This window comes from Acinetobacter sp. YH12023 (assembly GCF_013420135.1).
In the GTDB taxonomy this organism is placed as follows: Bacteria; Pseudomonadota; Gammaproteobacteria; order Pseudomonadales; family Moraxellaceae; genus Acinetobacter; species Acinetobacter amyesii.
In genome coordinates this window covers 181,127-196,139 of the sequence record NZ_VOYU01000005.1, presented here as the reverse complement: position 1 = coordinate 196,139, position 15,013 = coordinate 181,127, and the positions used below count along the sequence as shown (strand labels likewise).

The 15,013-nt window shown below is 42.7% G+C and carries 14 protein-coding genes; 5 read left to right on the top strand and 9 right to left on the bottom strand.

The annotated features are described in order from the left end of the window. Nucleotide 1: 1 nt before the first annotated feature. The 5 genes from truA to asd all read right to left on the bottom strand — a co-directional run bounded on the left by truA (nt 2) and on the right by asd (nt 5,909). Nucleotides 2–799: a tRNA pseudouridine(38-40) synthase TruA gene (gene truA, locus FTT92_RS07655; protein WP_078189716.1), complete on the bottom strand. Its 798-nt coding sequence runs from the start codon at nt 797–799 to the stop codon at nt 2–4. Between the two features lie 16 nt (nt 800–815). Further along, nucleotides 816–1,778 carry an asparaginase domain-containing protein gene (locus tag FTT92_RS07650; protein ID WP_180171818.1) on the bottom strand — a complete coding sequence of 321 codons (963 nt, stop codon included), beginning with the start codon at nt 1,776–1,778 and terminating at the stop codon, nt 816–818. Nucleotides 1,779–1,827: 49 nt separating this feature from the next. Further along, nucleotides 1,828–3,138, bottom strand: a complete 1,311-nt coding sequence (locus tag FTT92_RS07645; RefSeq protein WP_180171792.1) for a fimbrial protein FimV — start codon at nt 3,136–3,138, stop codon at nt 1,828–1,830. A gap of 75 nt (nt 3,139–3,213) precedes the next feature. After that, nucleotides 3,214–4,647, bottom strand: coding sequence for a hypothetical protein (locus tag FTT92_RS07640; protein ID WP_180171791.1), 1,434 nt, complete (start codon nt 4,645–4,647; stop codon nt 3,214–3,216). Between the two features lie 143 nt (nt 4,648–4,790). Then, complete coding sequence (asd, locus tag FTT92_RS07635) at nt 4,791–5,909, bottom strand: aspartate-semialdehyde dehydrogenase (protein ID WP_111884081.1); 1,119 nt, start codon at nt 5,907–5,909, stop codon at nt 4,791–4,793. A 185-nt stretch (nt 5,910–6,094) separates the two neighbouring features. Here asd and FTT92_RS07630 point away from each other — a divergent pair, with 185 nt between their 5' ends. Beyond that, nucleotides 6,095–7,222: an endonuclease/exonuclease/phosphatase family protein gene (locus FTT92_RS07630; protein WP_180171790.1), complete on the top strand. Its 1,128-nt coding sequence runs from the start codon at nt 6,095–6,097 to the stop codon at nt 7,220–7,222. A gap of 370 nt (nt 7,223–7,592) precedes the next feature. After that, nucleotides 7,593–7,898: a hypothetical protein gene (locus FTT92_RS07625; RefSeq protein WP_228144755.1), complete on the top strand. Its 306-nt coding sequence runs from the start codon at nt 7,593–7,595 to the stop codon at nt 7,896–7,898. Between the two features lie 138 nt (nt 7,899–8,036). On the opposite strand, the gene FTT92_RS07620 is transcribed toward FTT92_RS07625, so the two are convergent. From FTT92_RS07620 to FTT92_RS07605, 4 genes are all read right to left on the bottom strand, one after another. Beyond that, nucleotides 8,037–9,149, bottom strand: coding sequence for a glycosyltransferase family 4 protein (locus FTT92_RS07620; protein ID WP_180010178.1), 1,113 nt, complete (start codon nt 9,147–9,149; stop codon nt 8,037–8,039). A 32-nt stretch (nt 9,150–9,181) separates the two neighbouring features. Continuing rightward, nucleotides 9,182–10,117, bottom strand: a complete 936-nt coding sequence (lpxL, locus tag FTT92_RS07615) for an LpxL/LpxP family Kdo(2)-lipid IV(A) lauroyl/palmitoleoyl acyltransferase (protein ID WP_078192746.1) — start codon at nt 10,115–10,117, stop codon at nt 9,182–9,184. 87 nt (nt 10,118–10,204) lie between these two features. Then, entirely contained in the window at nt 10,205–10,966 is a 762-nt protein-coding gene (locus FTT92_RS07610; protein WP_078192745.1) for a 3-oxoacyl-ACP reductase, read from the bottom strand. Nucleotides 10,967–11,151: 185 nt separating this feature from the next. Continuing rightward, entirely contained in the window at nt 11,152–13,056 is a 1,905-nt protein-coding gene (locus tag FTT92_RS07605; protein ID WP_180007159.1) for an ATP-binding cassette domain-containing protein, read from the bottom strand. A gap of 34 nt (nt 13,057–13,090) precedes the next feature. Between FTT92_RS07605 and FTT92_RS07600 the strand changes: the two genes are divergently transcribed. From FTT92_RS07600 to FTT92_RS07590, 3 genes are all read left to right on the top strand, one after another. Next, nucleotides 13,091–13,336 (top strand): SlyX family protein, encoded by a 246-nt coding sequence (locus FTT92_RS07600; RefSeq protein ID WP_180024468.1) that lies wholly within the window; start codon nt 13,091–13,093, stop codon nt 13,334–13,336. Nucleotides 13,337–13,468: 132 nt separating this feature from the next. Further along, a complete protein-coding gene (locus FTT92_RS07595) occupies nt 13,469–14,470 on the top strand; it encodes a hypothetical protein (RefSeq protein WP_180171789.1) in 1,002 nt (333 codons plus the stop codon). Between the two features lie 70 nt (nt 14,471–14,540). Beyond that, nucleotides 14,541–14,990 carry an ammonium transporter gene (locus FTT92_RS07590; protein ID WP_180156946.1) on the top strand — a complete coding sequence of 150 codons (450 nt, stop codon included), beginning with the start codon at nt 14,541–14,543 and terminating at the stop codon, nt 14,988–14,990. Nucleotides 14,991–15,013 lie beyond the last annotated feature (23 nt).

Sequence of the window (15,013 nt, the reverse complement as noted above, 5' to 3'; positions counted from 1 at the left end):
TTTATTCAGGCATATTTAGCCAATGTGGTCCTAACGGAACTTGAGGAAGTTCAAACTGAGCTGGATAGTCTGCATGGATAAAATATAGTCCATCGGGTGGTGCGGTGACACCTGCTGCTTTTCGGTCTTCAGCAGCAAAAATATCGTCAATATGGTCAACGTCATACATACCTTGCCCAATTTCCAACAAACAGCCCATGATGTTACGCACCATGTGATGTAAAAAACCATCGGCCTGAATATCTAGGACCAAGTAGCATCCGTGTTGGATCAGACGGCAATGGCTGACATGACGAACAGGCTGATTGGACTGACAGGCTGCGGCACGGAAGCTTTCGAAATTATGAGTGCCTTCAAATTTGGCCGCGGCACGTTGCATTTTTAGCACATCTAATTTTGCATAAACATGGGTCACTTGCTTGTGCAGTAAAGCTGGTCGCTGTGGATTGTTATAGACCACATAGCGATAACGACGTGCTTGCGCTTTAAAGCGGGCATGGAAGTCCTGATCCATTTCCTTAATCCATTGGATGGAGATGTCACGAGGTAATTGGCTATTGCTGCCCATTAACCATCCACGAATGGGGCGAATAGCCTGAGTATCGAAATGTGCCACCATATTGGTTGCATGGACGCCGGCATCTGTTCGACCAGCGCCGTGCAACATGATCGGCTCATTGGCTACTTTGCTGAGGACTGTTTCAATGGTTTCTTGCACGCTTGGTACGCCCGGTTGCTGAGTTTGCCAGCCCTTGTATTGCATGCCACAAAACTCAATCCCAATCGCAAAACGTTGCATAGTTACCTCAAATGACTTAATCGTTCCAATGCGCAGTCCAGTCTGCGGCACTGCCGTATTGTAAATACATTTTCAAACATTTGGCATAAAGATCTGCATGACCCAAACAATTGCTCAGTAATATTCCACTGTCTTTGACCCAGTCACTCACAGTATAGCGCTGATCTATACCGCCATGAACAACCTGTGTACTTAAGATAATTTTGCAATTTTTTTGTTGTATAGCCTTCAATACATTGAGTAATTCAGCATCAACGGCAATGTTGCCTGTACCAAAACCTTGTAAAATTAAAACATCTGGCGTGTGTGTAAGCAGGGTGGCTAAATTTTGACTGTGTAGATCAGTTGCTATCGGTTGCCACATCCAATTCAGGCAATTGAAATGAGCTGCTTTGTCTAAATCATTGGCTTGAACAATATACGGCGATGTCAGCATTGAAAGTGGCTGTGTGGCTGGCAGCCCATCAAAGGCTTTCAGATCGGTTGTATGTACTTTTAGTGCGGATTGAGCATGCATTAATTGATGATGAAAGGCCAAATAAACCCCAACACTCGATTGGTGTACCGATTCCAATGCAAAATTTAAATTGTAGATGGCATCGGTAAATTCACGGGTGTTGTCACCAGCCACATTAAACAGCGGATATTGGCTGCCTGTTAGCACGATATGAGCAGACTGTGCCATAAAGTGTGCAAGTACTGCGCCGGCATAGCTAAGCGTGTCTGTGCCATGAATAATTACGAAATGCTGAAATTGTTGTAATTGTAAACTTTGAATTTGTTGGATCAGTGCCAGCCAGTCGGGTGCAGTACAAGCACTACTGTCACGAATGACAGGTGCAACAAAACATTCAATGTTTAGGTGTAGTGGCAGCACATGCTGTAATTTAGGTAAAAACGCATTCGCTGGCATGGGGCTTAAAGGTTCACCGATACAACCGAAGGTACCACCCATATAAATAAGAGCAATTTTTTTCATCATAAAAAAAGCAGCCTTGAAAGACTGCTTTAGTTTAAATCGCTTTTGCTTAAGATGCGATTTGATTCAGTAACTGATCTACTTGTTGACGCTGAGCTGAAGAAAACTCAGCCTCTTTTTCAGTTAAAATTTCACGTGCAGCGTCATAAGCACCTAGTTTGATGTATTGCGCTGCCAATTCAAGATTCAATTCAATTTCATTGACTTCAACCAGTTCAGGGAAAGATTTAACCAATGGATCGTTTTGGTCTGTAGCAGATGGGGTTGACGGTGTGCCTAAACCGCTAATGTCAAAACTCACACCACTTGAAGCAGGGGCTGCAGGTTTAACTTCAGGCGTAGACTCTAAGCTAAACTCTGTTGCTGGAGCGACAACTGCTTCTTCTGTTTTTGCTGTTTCAAAAGCACCTAAGTCAAAGTTTAAAGTTGGAGCTTCAACTTTGTTTTCTTCTACAACCGGTGTTTCTGTTGTAAATGAAAAATCTAAAGGCTCGATTTTTTCTTCTACAGTTTCTGTTTTGGTTTCAGCCGCAGCTTCAGTGCTTGGGGCAAAGTCCATTGCAAAATCAATCGGTTTGATTTCTTCAACGGCAGGAGTTGGCTGAGCAATCTCTTCGGTTTTCGGTGTTGCTTCAAGTGCAGGTTCTGGTGAAATTGAAAGCGTGTCAAATTCAAGCGGCTGTATTTTTTCAGCAGGCGCACTTTCAACTGGGGAAGAAATTTCTGCTTTTGCAGGTGTTTCAGTGGTGAAATTAAAATCTAGTGGTTTAATTTCTGCTGCTTTTGGCTCAACAGGTGCAGCAGTTGAACTTTGCATTAGAGCATCAAAATCAGAGGTATTTTGAGCTTTTGATGGAGCCTCTTCAGTGATCGGTGATACAAAGTTAATGGCATCATCTTTCACATTTTGAGAATTTTCAAACTCTACTTTTTTTGCTTCAGCTTGTTCTAAAATTTCATCGAGTTCAAGTGAACGAATATGGCTCAGCAATTGGCTGATGGCAAATTCGTCTTTTTGTAAAATGTGAATATCTAATAGATATAGATATAACTCATGTTGTGAGTTATCACGTTTTAATGATTGATTAATTTGCGCTTCAGCAGAAAAGAAATTACGTTCCGCAATTAATTTTTCAATTTTGCCACGAGCATCGGTCGTTAATGGCGTCATTGATTTTTTTTCAATGACACTGCTTTCAACTACTTGAGTTTTCTTCGGAGTCGCTTTGGCCGAAACACCCGTTTTCTTGGTTTTAGTGGATGTTGGTTTGGCTTTATCTGATTCTTGATCTTTTTGGCGTTTGTTTAAAAAAACCAATACGATCACTAAGATCACTAATGGAATCACATAAATCAGCATGTTTTAACCCCTTGGAGATAGAGTGATATAAAGTTGCACTCATCCCTATAAAATCTTGATTGGTAACGTTTTAGTTTATTGGCTTCTTTTATCTGCTTGTTGAGCTTTCAACTGTTGTTGCAGTTGAGCAAGACGAGCATTTAATAATTGAATTCTGTGATCCTTTTGATTTAGCGCCAATTCTAATTGAGTTACGTTTCTCTGTAATTTAACGGTTTTTTCACGAGATGTCATAACTTTTAATGACAACTCTTTCGAAGTTTTATTCTTTTCTGCTGCACTGTTGGCAGAAGATTGTGCCGAATCTTGCGCTTTCTCTGCAACCAGACTCATTTCAGCTTGATTCAAGCGGTATTTGGTTTTGCCTGACTGCTTCGAAGGCACTTTGGCAAGTTCTGCCGCAGAGACTTTTACAGGCTGTTTTGCTTGCTGCATACCATGCAGATTTAAGGCCGCACCACGGCGCAGACGGTTTACGTCGCCCTGAATGAATGCATGTTCGTTGCTGTTTTTAATCTGTTGCATGACTTCAGAGACAGGGCGGTTTTGTTCTGTCGCAATACGTGAGGCAATCCCCCAAAGGCTTTCATTCGAGCGAACCACATATTTTGCTGCTGGTGTTGCTGTCGATGAAGCCGCGGTACTTGTTGGTTTTGGTGTAGATGCTGTTGGAGCTGTCGTTGTTGGATTTTCACGTTTTTGTGCTGCCTGCTCCGCAGCAAATTTTTGTGCCAATGGGTCTTTAGATCTTGCAGTTGATGCTGTTGCAGTTTGTGTGGCTTGCATTTCTGAACTGACAGAGCCGGTCGAATTGGTTTTTGTAACTTGCGAAATTGATGTTTCAGAACCTGATGAAGTACTTGCGCTATTTTGCTCCGCAGGCGTAACACTATAATTTTGTACATGCGTGACAGGTTCAATCGCAACAGGCGTTGACGTTGCTAATTGTGCTAACTGTGGAGGTGCTTTGGTACTGAGTAATAAGGGTTGTTCTGCAGCTACGGGTGCTTTTGCGGTATACAGTGTGCTGACAGGTAAATTTAAGGCAATATCTTTTTCATTTACAATAACGACAGGTGCTAAAGCACGCTCATTGGCACGTGTTTGATTCGCATTCGACGGCGCTGGATTGCGTTTTAATGGTGTGCGAATTTGTTGCAGGCGTGAAGCATTCCCTTCTTTAATATTAACAATAAAATTAAGTTCTGCATCGGTTACTGGACGCGAAGAGGTAATGGTAATTACCCCGTTGCCTGCACCATCACGACGCGTAAAGAAGTTTAAATGTCCCGGTGGTTGATGCCCTGTACCCATACTTAACAAATCCTCTGCCGTGGCTAAACTTGCATTGAGCGGCACAGATGTGTTTGAGTGGCGAAAATGAATCTCAGCGTACAGCAATTCCCCGGGTGCTGACTGGACTTGTACAGGATCAATGCTGATCGCGTGAATGTTTTGAGATGCAATAACGGCTAAAATGGCGATCTTTAATTTGTTATATACGGTCATCTTAATCTTTAGCTCGAATATATGTCGCATGGCGAAAATTATAGATTAGCGAGTTGTCAAAGAATTGTAAAATATTTACACGACAGTTACATAAAAAAGCCGATCAATTGTGATCGGCTTCCTGTTCATAGACTTAAAAATGCTTAAGCAGTTTTATAATCAATGAGAATTCTTAGCATACGGCGTAAAGGTTCAGCAGCACCCCAAAGCAATTGGTCACCTACAGTGAATGCACCTAGGTATTCTTTACCCATGTTGAGCTTACGGAGACGACCAACTGGAACAGACAAGGTGCCTGTTACAGCAACAGGAGTCAAATCAGTCATTGACGCTTCACGGGTATTTGGAACCACTTTAGACCAATCGTTGGCACTTGCGATGATATCTTCGATTTCATCCAGTGGAACATCTTTACGAAGTTTTAAAGTCAATGCTTGTGAGTGACAACGCATCGCACCGATACGGACACAGTGGCCATCGATTGGAACGATTTGCTGGTTGCCTAAGATCTTGTTGGTTTCAACTTGACCTTTCCACTCTTCTTTCGACTGACCGCTTTCAAGCTGTTTGTCGATATAAGGAATGAGAGAACCCGCTAAAGGCACACCGAAGTTTGCAGATGGGAAACCTTCGCCACGTTGTAACTGTGCAATTTTAGAATCGATATCTAAAATTGGTGAACGTGGGTCATCCAGCAAGTCTTTGGTATTGTTGTACAAGTAGCCCATACCTGAAATCAGTTCACGCATGTTTTGCGCGCCTGCACCAGATGCTGCTTGATAAGTCATTGAGGTTGCCCATTCCACTAAATTATTTTGGAATAGACCGCCTAAACCCATTAACATTAATGAAACGGTACAGTTACCGCCCACGAATGTTTTTGTACCTTTTACTAAGCCGTCTTTGATTACATTCATGTTTACTGGGTCAAGTACGATGATTGCTTCATCGTCCATACGTAAAGTCGATGCAGCATCGATCCAGTAACCATTCCAGTTTTCAGCTTTAAGCTTAGGGAAAACTTCAGTCGTATAATCGCCACCTTGGCAGGTGATAATGACATCCATTTGCTTCAGACTATCAATGTCCGTTGCATCCATAAGTGCTGGGGCAGTCTTACCACCAAACGCAGGGGCTTCACCACCTGCATTACTGGTAGAAAAGTAAAACGGTTCGAAATGAGCGAAATCGTTTTCTTCAACCATACGTTGCATAAGGACGGAACCAACCATCCCGCGCCAACCGACCAGACCTACTTTCATGTCACTTTGCCTCGGTGCGTTAAAAAAATAAAAAGGGGGTTCGAGTGTACCAAAAGGGCGCATAACTGCAAGCGCTACATAATGAAAACACCAATAATATTGTGCAATATATCTTGTTTATGTTACATGCAAAACTGATATAAATTTATGAATCAATAAAAAATAAAGAATATAAGGGAGGCGTAATGATTTGGATTGAAATACTGGCTGGCTTCGTCATTTGGTTGACATTTTGGTCACTCATACCACGAGATGAATGGTGGTTTCGTGGTGCAGATTTTCCGCGTCTGCAAATCTTGGCTTTGGGCATATTTGCCTTCATAGGCTTAATTTTATGGAATGCTGAATGGGACTTGGCGCGTGAAATCATTTTAATTGGGTTGATTGCTGCCTTGGCATATCAATTAAAAATGGTTTTGCCTTATACCTTTATTTGGAAAAAACAAGTCAAAAAAGTTCGTTCAGACCAGTTAGATAAACAGAAACAAATTTCAATCATTGTCTCAAATGTACTTACGCCGAATACTCAATATCACTTATTATTGGCACAAATACAAAAGCATCAACCTGACTTAGTACTCACGCTAGAAACAGATCAAACTTGGCAAAATGAATTGGCAGTGATTGAAGCTGATTATCCTTATCGCGTACCCGTACCTTTGGATAATTTGTATGGGATGCATTTGTATAGCAAGTTAGAACTTAGTGAAACTGAAGTCAAATTTATTCTCAGTGATGAAATTCCTTCGATCCATACCCGAGTCACCTTAGCATCAGGAAATCAGGTTCAACTGTATTGTTTACATCCCAAACCGCCAAGTCCAACAGAAGCCAAAGATTCAACTTTACGCGATGCAGAATTGCTGATTGTGGGCGATCAGATTAAAGATTTAGATGAAAGTTGCATCGTTATGGGGGACCTGAATGATGTGGCATGGTCACGTACTACACGACTCTTTCAACGAATCAGTGGGCTTTTAGACCCGCGTGTTGGACGTCATTTCGTAAATACCTTTCATGCCAATTATCCACTGCTGCGTTGGTCGCTCGACCATATTTTTCATAGTACAGATTTTGCATTGGTACATATGGAACGCTTGCCCAATATCGGTTCAGACCATTTTCCAGTCTATGTGGTGCTGCAAACAGGCAGGGTATTTGAGCAAATCCAAGAAGAATTAGAGCAAACAGATGAAGATGAACAAGAAGCGCAAGAGGCAATTCAGGAGGGTATAGAAAAAGCTGAGAAAGAGGAGAAGATTGTGACTGATGAAATCGCCCATGATTATAAGAATGGTACGAAGGCACCTTGATTTTGTTTGATTTAAGAGAAAAGTGTAAGAAATAGCTTACACAGCTTTCGGCTTCTGACGAATGGTCAGGTCAAGTGTATTGACTTATTCTTTGTTCATCGGCACATGGAACTGGGAACGGAACATCCCACTAAGGAAGACGAAGCCGATGGAAGCATCACGGAACGGATGCAGGAAAGGAAAGCCAATAAAAAATAAAAAGAATACTTGTGAAAGCACAACCTCATAGACCCGAGTTTTGCAGGATGCAGAACTCGGGTTTTGCTTTTGTGATATAGAATTTTTTGCTTTTCTTTTGATCAATTTCTTTTACAGTGTGCCAAGAAAAAAACGATGAATTTCCAATAAAAATATAGGTATGAGACGTTCTATGCTGTCCGAATGGCACCAAAAAATATTGCAGATTACACACTTATCCACCGATGCACTTTCCATTTACCTTGGCTTAATACTGTTCTTTTTTGTGGCCTTTTGCCATCACCGCCAATTGAAATCACCTTATGCGATTTGGACTGTTGTGGTCGTCGCAGTGGGATTGGAATTGTTTAATGCACGCCATGATATTTTAGATAGAGGCTTTTGGCGTATAGGGCAAAGTTTGAAACATATTCTAAATGTCATGTTGTTGCCGCTGATCCTTTGGTTGATGGCCCGATACCGTGTATGGAAGGGTTGAATCACCATTGAGTCGTTCATAATAAAAAAGGATATTGTGCATTTCACAATATCCTTTCTAGATGCTGATCTAGTTGCCGAATTAAAAAGATTTCCAGAGCGTTATCCTGCACAGCAAAGATCTATGGCGTGTAGTCAATCAAGCTGAATGCTGAGAGACCACTTGCGTATACAACTCCAAAGTCTGATCACACATCTCTTTTAAACTAAACATGCTGATAGGCTGCACGTGTTGTGGTTGGTCTAAATGCAACTTTAAGGTGTCGAGTAATTGTGTTTCATCATCGACAGTGACTAAACCTTGCGGATAGACATTCGATAATATTTCAGCTACGCCACCACGGTTCCAACCGATTACAGGTGTACCTACAGACAGTGCTTCAAGTACTGTCCGTCCAAAGGTTTCCGCTTGGCTCGACAAAGACAAAACCAAATCGCTAAAAGCTAACCATTCACGGATATCTGAACGATGACCGACAAAAGTAATCCGATCACTCAGCCCTTTAGCCGCAATACTGTCTTGCATTTCTTGTAAATAAGCCGCTTTTTTCGGATCTGCACCACCGACCACCACCGCATGTACGTCGGGATACTGTGTTTGTAGCTGTTCCATTAAATGGATCAGGGTTTCATGACCTTTCAAACGGGTGATACGGCCTGGTAAGCAAATCAGACGCTTATTTTCTAGTTCAGGGAAATCTTTTAGGGTTTGATTGAGCCACTGTGCTGAGGGTTGATAACCATGTGGAAAAGCAGCGGGGTCAATGCCACGATAAATACGCACAATGTCCTTGGTAGGACAGTTTTTGTAGTTGTCCGTGATGTATTTGACAACACTATCCGAGACCGCAATGACTTTTTCAGCCTGCGTCATGATTTGACTATAGCGATTAATCGAATAAAAACCATGTACAGTTGAAATCAGGTGAGGTCGCTTGTTTGCAGGAATCCCTTTGAGGGCAAAATGCGTGAGCCACGCAGGGACACGTGAGCGCACATGCACGATGTCTGGTTGATGTTGCTCAATCAGTTTACGTAGAGGACGAATTTGCCATAAGCTTGATAAGGCTTTTTTATGGATTGCGAGCGTGAGGTGAGTTGAACCTTCAGCTTCCAATTGAGTTACCATGCGGCCACCATTTGAAACCACTAAGGACTCATGACCGGCGGTCACTAAAGCACGAGCTATTTCCAAGGTTCCTCGCTCGACACCACCACTGTTCAATTCAGGTAAAAGCTGCATCACTTTCATAGCATTTCTCTTTTTTATGTGCTGAGTTGAACTCAATAGATTTTGTCATAGCCTTGTGGGCGGGTTTTAAAGCGGCGATGGAACCACATGTATTGTGTCGGTGCGATTCGTAGCTGATTTTCAATAATTTTATTGGTTCGAACAGCATCCGAAACTTCATCTTCACTCGGAAAATTATCCAAAGCAGGTTCAATCAGCACATGATATTGAGGGTTGCTGATGTCGCCATCGCGATAAAAATACAACGGGATCGCCTCGGCTTTAGCAATTTTTAATAAGCGACGATGTGCAGTAACAGTGGCTGCTGGAGTACCAAAAAATGGTGCCATGACCCCTTGTTTTAAACCAAAGTCTTGATCGGGACTGTACCAAATGGCATGGCCATTTTTCAGATTGCGAATCAAGCCACGCATATCGTCATGGTCGATTTGGTTGGCATAGATGGTGGCACGGCAACGCACAATCAACATATCCAACAGCGGATTATTTTGCGGACGATAAACCACATCCGGCTCAAAGAACTGTGCGCATAAGTAGCCACCAGCATCGAGCAGGGTAGAATGTGTGCCGAGGAGTAAAATACCTTTGCCTTCAGCTTGTGCATTTTGAATATGTTCTAAGCCTTCAATTTGCACCCGATTTTTGAACCACTGCGGACTGTACCATGCATTTAAAGTTTCAAAAATGCCAATCATTTGGTCGATAAAAACCTGTCGTGCATTGGCCTCAACCTGTTCTGCTGTCCATTCAGGAAAGCAAACTTCCAAGTTGCGAATCGTGGTTTTACGACGTGATTTGAGATTTTTAAATGCGACAGAACCGAGGAATTGTCCAAGGCGATACTGAACTGCCCAAGGAAGAATCGCCAAAATCATAAGAAATACAATCCCTATCCATATTCCCCAATACTGAGGAAGTAAGAAAGACCATTGGAATTTTCCGGGTTGATATGTTGGCTTTTGACTCATAGGGCTAAATCAAAGATTAAAAAATAGGGTTCAGTTTAGCATGAAGCTGAATTGAAAGAGAAAGTTCAAACTCATGCTGCGCTAGACTTAACCTTTGACTAAACCGCCATCGACAATCAAATTCTGCCCGGTGACTGCACGTGAGTAAGGGGACAAGAACATCATGATGGCCGCCGCAAATTCTTCAGGTGTGGTCACTGTGCGTAAAGGTGTCGATGCTGCGATTAAATCAAACACGGCATCGGGCGTCGCTTTACTGGCATCGGTGCTTTGTAATAAGCCACCTGAAAGCATATTCACATTAATCCCAAACTCACCCAGCTCATGTGCCGCTGTGCGGGTGAAGGCCAACAAAGCTGCCTTTGCTGCAGTGTAGTCGTGGTAAGGCACGACAGGGTTTTGTACCAGGTTGGTACCAATATTGACAATGCGACCAAAACCCTGTGCTTTCATCTTGGGAAGCGCCGCTTGTGTGGTGTTGAGAGCAGCAACGACTGCTCCATCAAATTGTTGCTGTAAGTGCTGTGCGGTCAGTTCTTCCATTTTAGGACGGGCATCGCCATTAAATTGAAAATGGATGAGGGCATTATTTACGACAGAGGTGATCGCGGTACCAAAATGTGCTTCTGCTGCGGCAAAAAGCTGTTCTACTTGAGCTTTATCTGTGACATCTGCTTGATAGGCAAACACTTGCTGAGGAAATGCGGTCGCCAACTGTTCTGCCGCAGTTTGACTGGATAGATAGTTCACGACCACGCGTGCCCCTTCAGCTATTAAAGTTTGGCTAATTGCCAAACCGAGGCCACGTGCGCCTCCTGTAACCAAGACAATTTGATCTGAAATTTGCATGCTCGTGACTCAATCTTATATTGAACGTCACCATAGCAAGCTTTTCACATTTGCGGAATCGACTTTACAGACGCTGTATGCTCCAATTTGAAACAGCGTCATTTAGGTTAGCCATCCAGTCGAGTCATATGACATAAAAAAGCCGTATCGAAATACGGCTTTTTCTGTGTGGAATATTTGTAGATTCAGCCTTTAGCGAGCGTTTCTAGCTCATCTAAACGTTCCATTTTTTCCAACATTTCGTCATCAATTTCAGCAAGACGCTGTGATGCTTTGGTCGCAGCATTGGCGTCAGTCATGAACCAAGAACCGTCAGCTAATTTTTCAGACAATTCAGCTTGCTCTTGTTCCAATGCTTCAATTTCAGTCGGCAGTTGTTCTAGGGCACGTTGGTCTTTATAGCTAAGCTTGACTTTTTTAGGCACGGCAGCGGCAGCCGCTGCTTCGGCTTTAGCCATGGCTTTTTTCACATCGCTTTTTTGATCAACGACAGTTTGGTCTGGACGCTGTTCCAAATAGTCTTGGTAACCGCCGATGTATTCATCGATTTGGCCTTTACCATCAAAGACCCAAGTTGAAGTCACCACGTTGTCCATAAAGGCACGGTCATGCGAAATCAGTAACAGTGTGCCTTTGTAAGCACTGAGCATTTCTTCCAAGAGTTCAAGCGTCACCATATCCAAGTCGTTGGTCGGTTCGTCCATCACAATCAGGTTCGATGGTTTCAATAGCAGTTTCGCCAACAGAATACGGTTACGCTCACCCCCAGACAGTGCTTTAACTGGTGTACGTGCGCGTTCTGGAGAGAATAAAAAGTCTTGTAAATAACTGTAGATGTGACGACGGCTACCATTGACATCGACATGGTCTGAGCCTTCAGAGACGTTATCTTTCACTGATTTTTCAAGATCAAGTGCATTTCGAAGCTGATCAAAGTAAGCAACTTCAAGCTGTGTACCTGTTTTCACTGTACCAGTATGTTCTTGCTCACCCAAAATAGCTTTGATGAGGGTGGTTTTACCCACGCCGTTGTCACCGACCAAACCGATCCGGTCACCACGTAACACCAGTGCCGAGAAGTCTTTAATGATTGGAGCGCTGTTGCCAAATTGCACAGCTAAGTTTTCAATTTCAAAGACCACTTTACCTGAGCGCTGCGCATCTTGCGTTGCCATGCTCACTTTACCTTGTTGTGAACGGCGTGCTTTAGACTCTTCACGCAATGCTTTTAGCGCACGAACACGACCTTCGTTACGGGTACGACGCGCTTTAATGCCCTGACGAATCCACACTTCTTCTTCAGCGAGTTTTTTATCGAATAGCGCATTTTGCTTTTCTTCCGCTTCCATTTGCTGAGCTTTGAGTTCGAGATAACGTGAATAGTTACCTTCATAGCTACGCAAAATGCCGCGGTCAAGTTCCACAATACGGGTTGCGATACTATCGACAAATGAACGGTCATGCGAAATAAACAACAGGGTTAAGTTGTTTTGATCAAGCAGGAATTTTTCGAGCCATTCAATACTTTCAACGTCCAAATGGTTGGTCGGTTCGTCGAGTAGCAATACATCGGGCTGCGTTAAGAGAGCACGTGCCAATAGAACACGACGCTTACGACCACCAGACAAATCTGCAAGGTCAGCTTCTGGGTCTAGGCCCATTTTACTGAGGATGGCATTCACTTTAGTTTCAAGTGACCAGCCATCCATTTGATCCATCTGATGTTGTAGGTTACCCATGCGCTCACAGGCGTCCATATCACCGAGTACGCAGGCTTCGCTGGCTTCATGATAAGCACGCAGTACAGTAGCAGCTTCACCTGCACCATCGGCTACAATATCAGCGACTTTGCCCGAATCCATGGGTACATCTTGCGCAAGCATTGAAATCGTAATGCCATTTTGTAATGAAACTTCACCGCCGTCTGGCAATAAAGTTCCCTCAATCAGTTTAAGTAAAGTAGACTTACCTTCACCATTACGACCGATTAGACACACTCGCTCGCCACGTTCTAAACTGAAGTTCGCGCCGTCGAGTAGGGAAGGTCCGCCAAATGCAAGCTGGACGTCCCTTAAAGTAATATAGGCCATAATGTTTCCTGAAATCTTATATGAGGAGTGTAAATTGACTACACAACAAAATCTTGATGAACAGGCGTCATTTTCCGCACCCATTGAAGATTTGCAAGTCCGAATTGCATTTTTAGATGATTTAGTTGACCAACTGAATGATCAAGTTGCGCGTCAAAACGCCGAAATCGCTGATTTAAAGAAACAAATGCAGATATTGTATCGTCGTATTGAATCGGCAGATTTATCTGAAGGTATTGCGGCATTTGACCCAATGACCAACCGTCCACCGCATTATTAATGTCGATTTTGAATGACAGGCAGATGACGAATCAGGGCCAAAGCTGTGGATTGGTGTAAATTTATTTGACCTTTTGCAGTGTGACAGGTCTAATGCACCGCATCTGCTGATCGAAACCCATTATTTCATCTCATGAGTCAAAAAGTTGTCCTGCTAGATTTGGAAAATAACCCGCCCACAGCAAATCTATTGCGCAATATCATTGAACATTACAGTACTTTGTATGTGTTTAGCTGCAGTGGAAAATTTGAATATGCACTTGAAGATTTAACTGAAATTGCAGGGTGGATCGCGAGTGGTCAATTGGTGGTTTTGGATATTCCAGAAACGCCGCAAAAAGAATTTGAATATGCGGTGATTGTGGGGCAACTGATGGCCTTGATGGATCCAGATGCGCATATTGAAGTGATTTCAGCGATGCCGGATATTGGCTTATTGATAGAACAATTGGACGGCTCTGGACTCAGCGCACATCTCATTCAAATTCAGTCAGAACAAGAAGTTTCACATAAAGTGAAGTATAAAATTCCTGACCTAGAAACCATTCGGAATAAACCTGATTTATTACTGATTAAACACTATTGTGATGGTCTGGAAAAACTCAGTGGCAAGCCCAACAGTTTGGATAAACTGAAAAATTCGCTGATGAATATTTTGCAAGTCTCTAGCGAAAAAGCTCAGCATTTGGTCGGTATGTTGATCAATCTTAAAATCGTCAAACGCTTTGATGAGCAAATTTCGATTCGAAAAAAAGTACTCAAACAATGGGTGCAGCTAGATTTAAATACGACTGCTGAAACAGCATTGCCGATAAAAACAGACCTGAATGCATTTACTGCTTCACTCGAAGAACAAACCTCAAATACTGATGATACGGCGTCGATGATTCAGGCTGCACAGCAAGGCTTATTTAAAAATTTCAATAAGATTGATCCTGTGCAAATGGAAGTGATCCGAAAATTGCATGAATTAAAGTCAGATAAACCAAAAGATATCTATGCCTTACGTGATTTATTGGAGCAAATGTTCCCACAATCTGACGTTCGATTATTACTTAAAGAGTTGATCGAAAAAGGATATATCTATTGGAATGGTCACGAAGTGCTGTATAGCCACGAGATGTTCCTGAATTAATTTTATCGAGTGAACTTGCGTTTTATATTGCGCTTATGCAACTCTAATAAAGGAATATAAAGGTTGTGCTATGGAAAATACTGGAATCTGGGTTACCGTTTTTATTGTGGTCTTTGTACTTGGGTCGATTTTTGGACTTCGAGTAAATCCTAGAGAAAAAGCCTTGGGCATTATGCGCGAGAAGGCGCGTAAGATGGGGCTGCACCCACGTTTAGTGGCTGCACCTGCTTGGACCAAGATTCCAATGGCATCTGAAAAACGTGCCAGTATGGTGGCGTATTACAGTGTGCTGATTCCAGATGCGCGTTTGCCTTTAATGCGTGCTTTAGTGGTCGATGACAAACTTGAACTGGTGCATGGTGATGACAAGTTCAAGGATTTAGCCATTACATTAAAGGGCATTTATGCTATTGATATGCAGGCAAACTGTGTAGGAATCTATTGGAACGAAGAATCTGACTTAAGAGCCACACAGCTTGAAGATATGAAAGCATTTTTACATTCATTGGCTGAACTTTAAATTTTAAAAAACCTATTAAACAG

Bases quoted from the DNA above. Each gene is read 5' to 3' on its own strand.
- truA (WP_078189716.1), bottom strand. From the start codon at position 799: ATGCAACGTTTTGCGATTGGGATTGAGTTTTGTGGCATGCAATACAAG.
- FTT92_RS07650 (WP_180171818.1), bottom strand. From the start codon at position 1,778: ATGAAAAAAATTGCTCTTATTTATATGGGTGGTACCTTCGGTTGTATC.
- FTT92_RS07645 (WP_180171792.1), bottom strand. From the start codon at position 3,138: ATGCTGATTTATGTGATTCCATTAGTGATCTTAGTGATCGTATTGGTT.
- FTT92_RS07640 (WP_180171791.1), bottom strand. From the start codon at position 4,647: ATGACCGTATATAACAAATTAAAGATCGCCATTTTAGCCGTTATTGCA.
- asd (WP_111884081.1), bottom strand. From the start codon at position 5,909: ATGAAAGTAGGTCTGGTCGGTTGGCGCGGGATGGTTGGTTCCGTCCTT.
- FTT92_RS07630 (WP_180171790.1), top strand. From the start codon at position 6,095: ATGATTTGGATTGAAATACTGGCTGGCTTCGTCATTTGGTTGACATTT.
- FTT92_RS07625 (WP_228144755.1), top strand. From the start codon at position 7,593: ATGCTGTCCGAATGGCACCAAAAAATATTGCAGATTACACACTTATCC.
- FTT92_RS07620 (WP_180010178.1), bottom strand. From the start codon at position 9,149: ATGAAAGTGATGCAGCTTTTACCTGAATTGAACAGTGGTGGTGTCGAG.
- lpxL (WP_078192746.1), bottom strand. From the start codon at position 10,117: ATGAGTCAAAAGCCAACATATCAACCCGGAAAATTCCAATGGTCTTTC.
- FTT92_RS07610 (WP_078192745.1), bottom strand. From the start codon at position 10,966: ATGCAAATTTCAGATCAAATTGTCTTGGTTACAGGAGGCGCACGTGGC.
- FTT92_RS07605 (WP_180007159.1), bottom strand. From the start codon at position 13,056: ATGGCCTATATTACTTTAAGGGACGTCCAGCTTGCATTTGGCGGACCT.
- FTT92_RS07595 (WP_180171789.1), top strand. From the start codon at position 13,469: ATGAGTCAAAAAGTTGTCCTGCTAGATTTGGAAAATAACCCGCCCACA.
- FTT92_RS07590 (WP_180156946.1), top strand. From the start codon at position 14,541: ATGGAAAATACTGGAATCTGGGTTACCGTTTTTATTGTGGTCTTTGTA.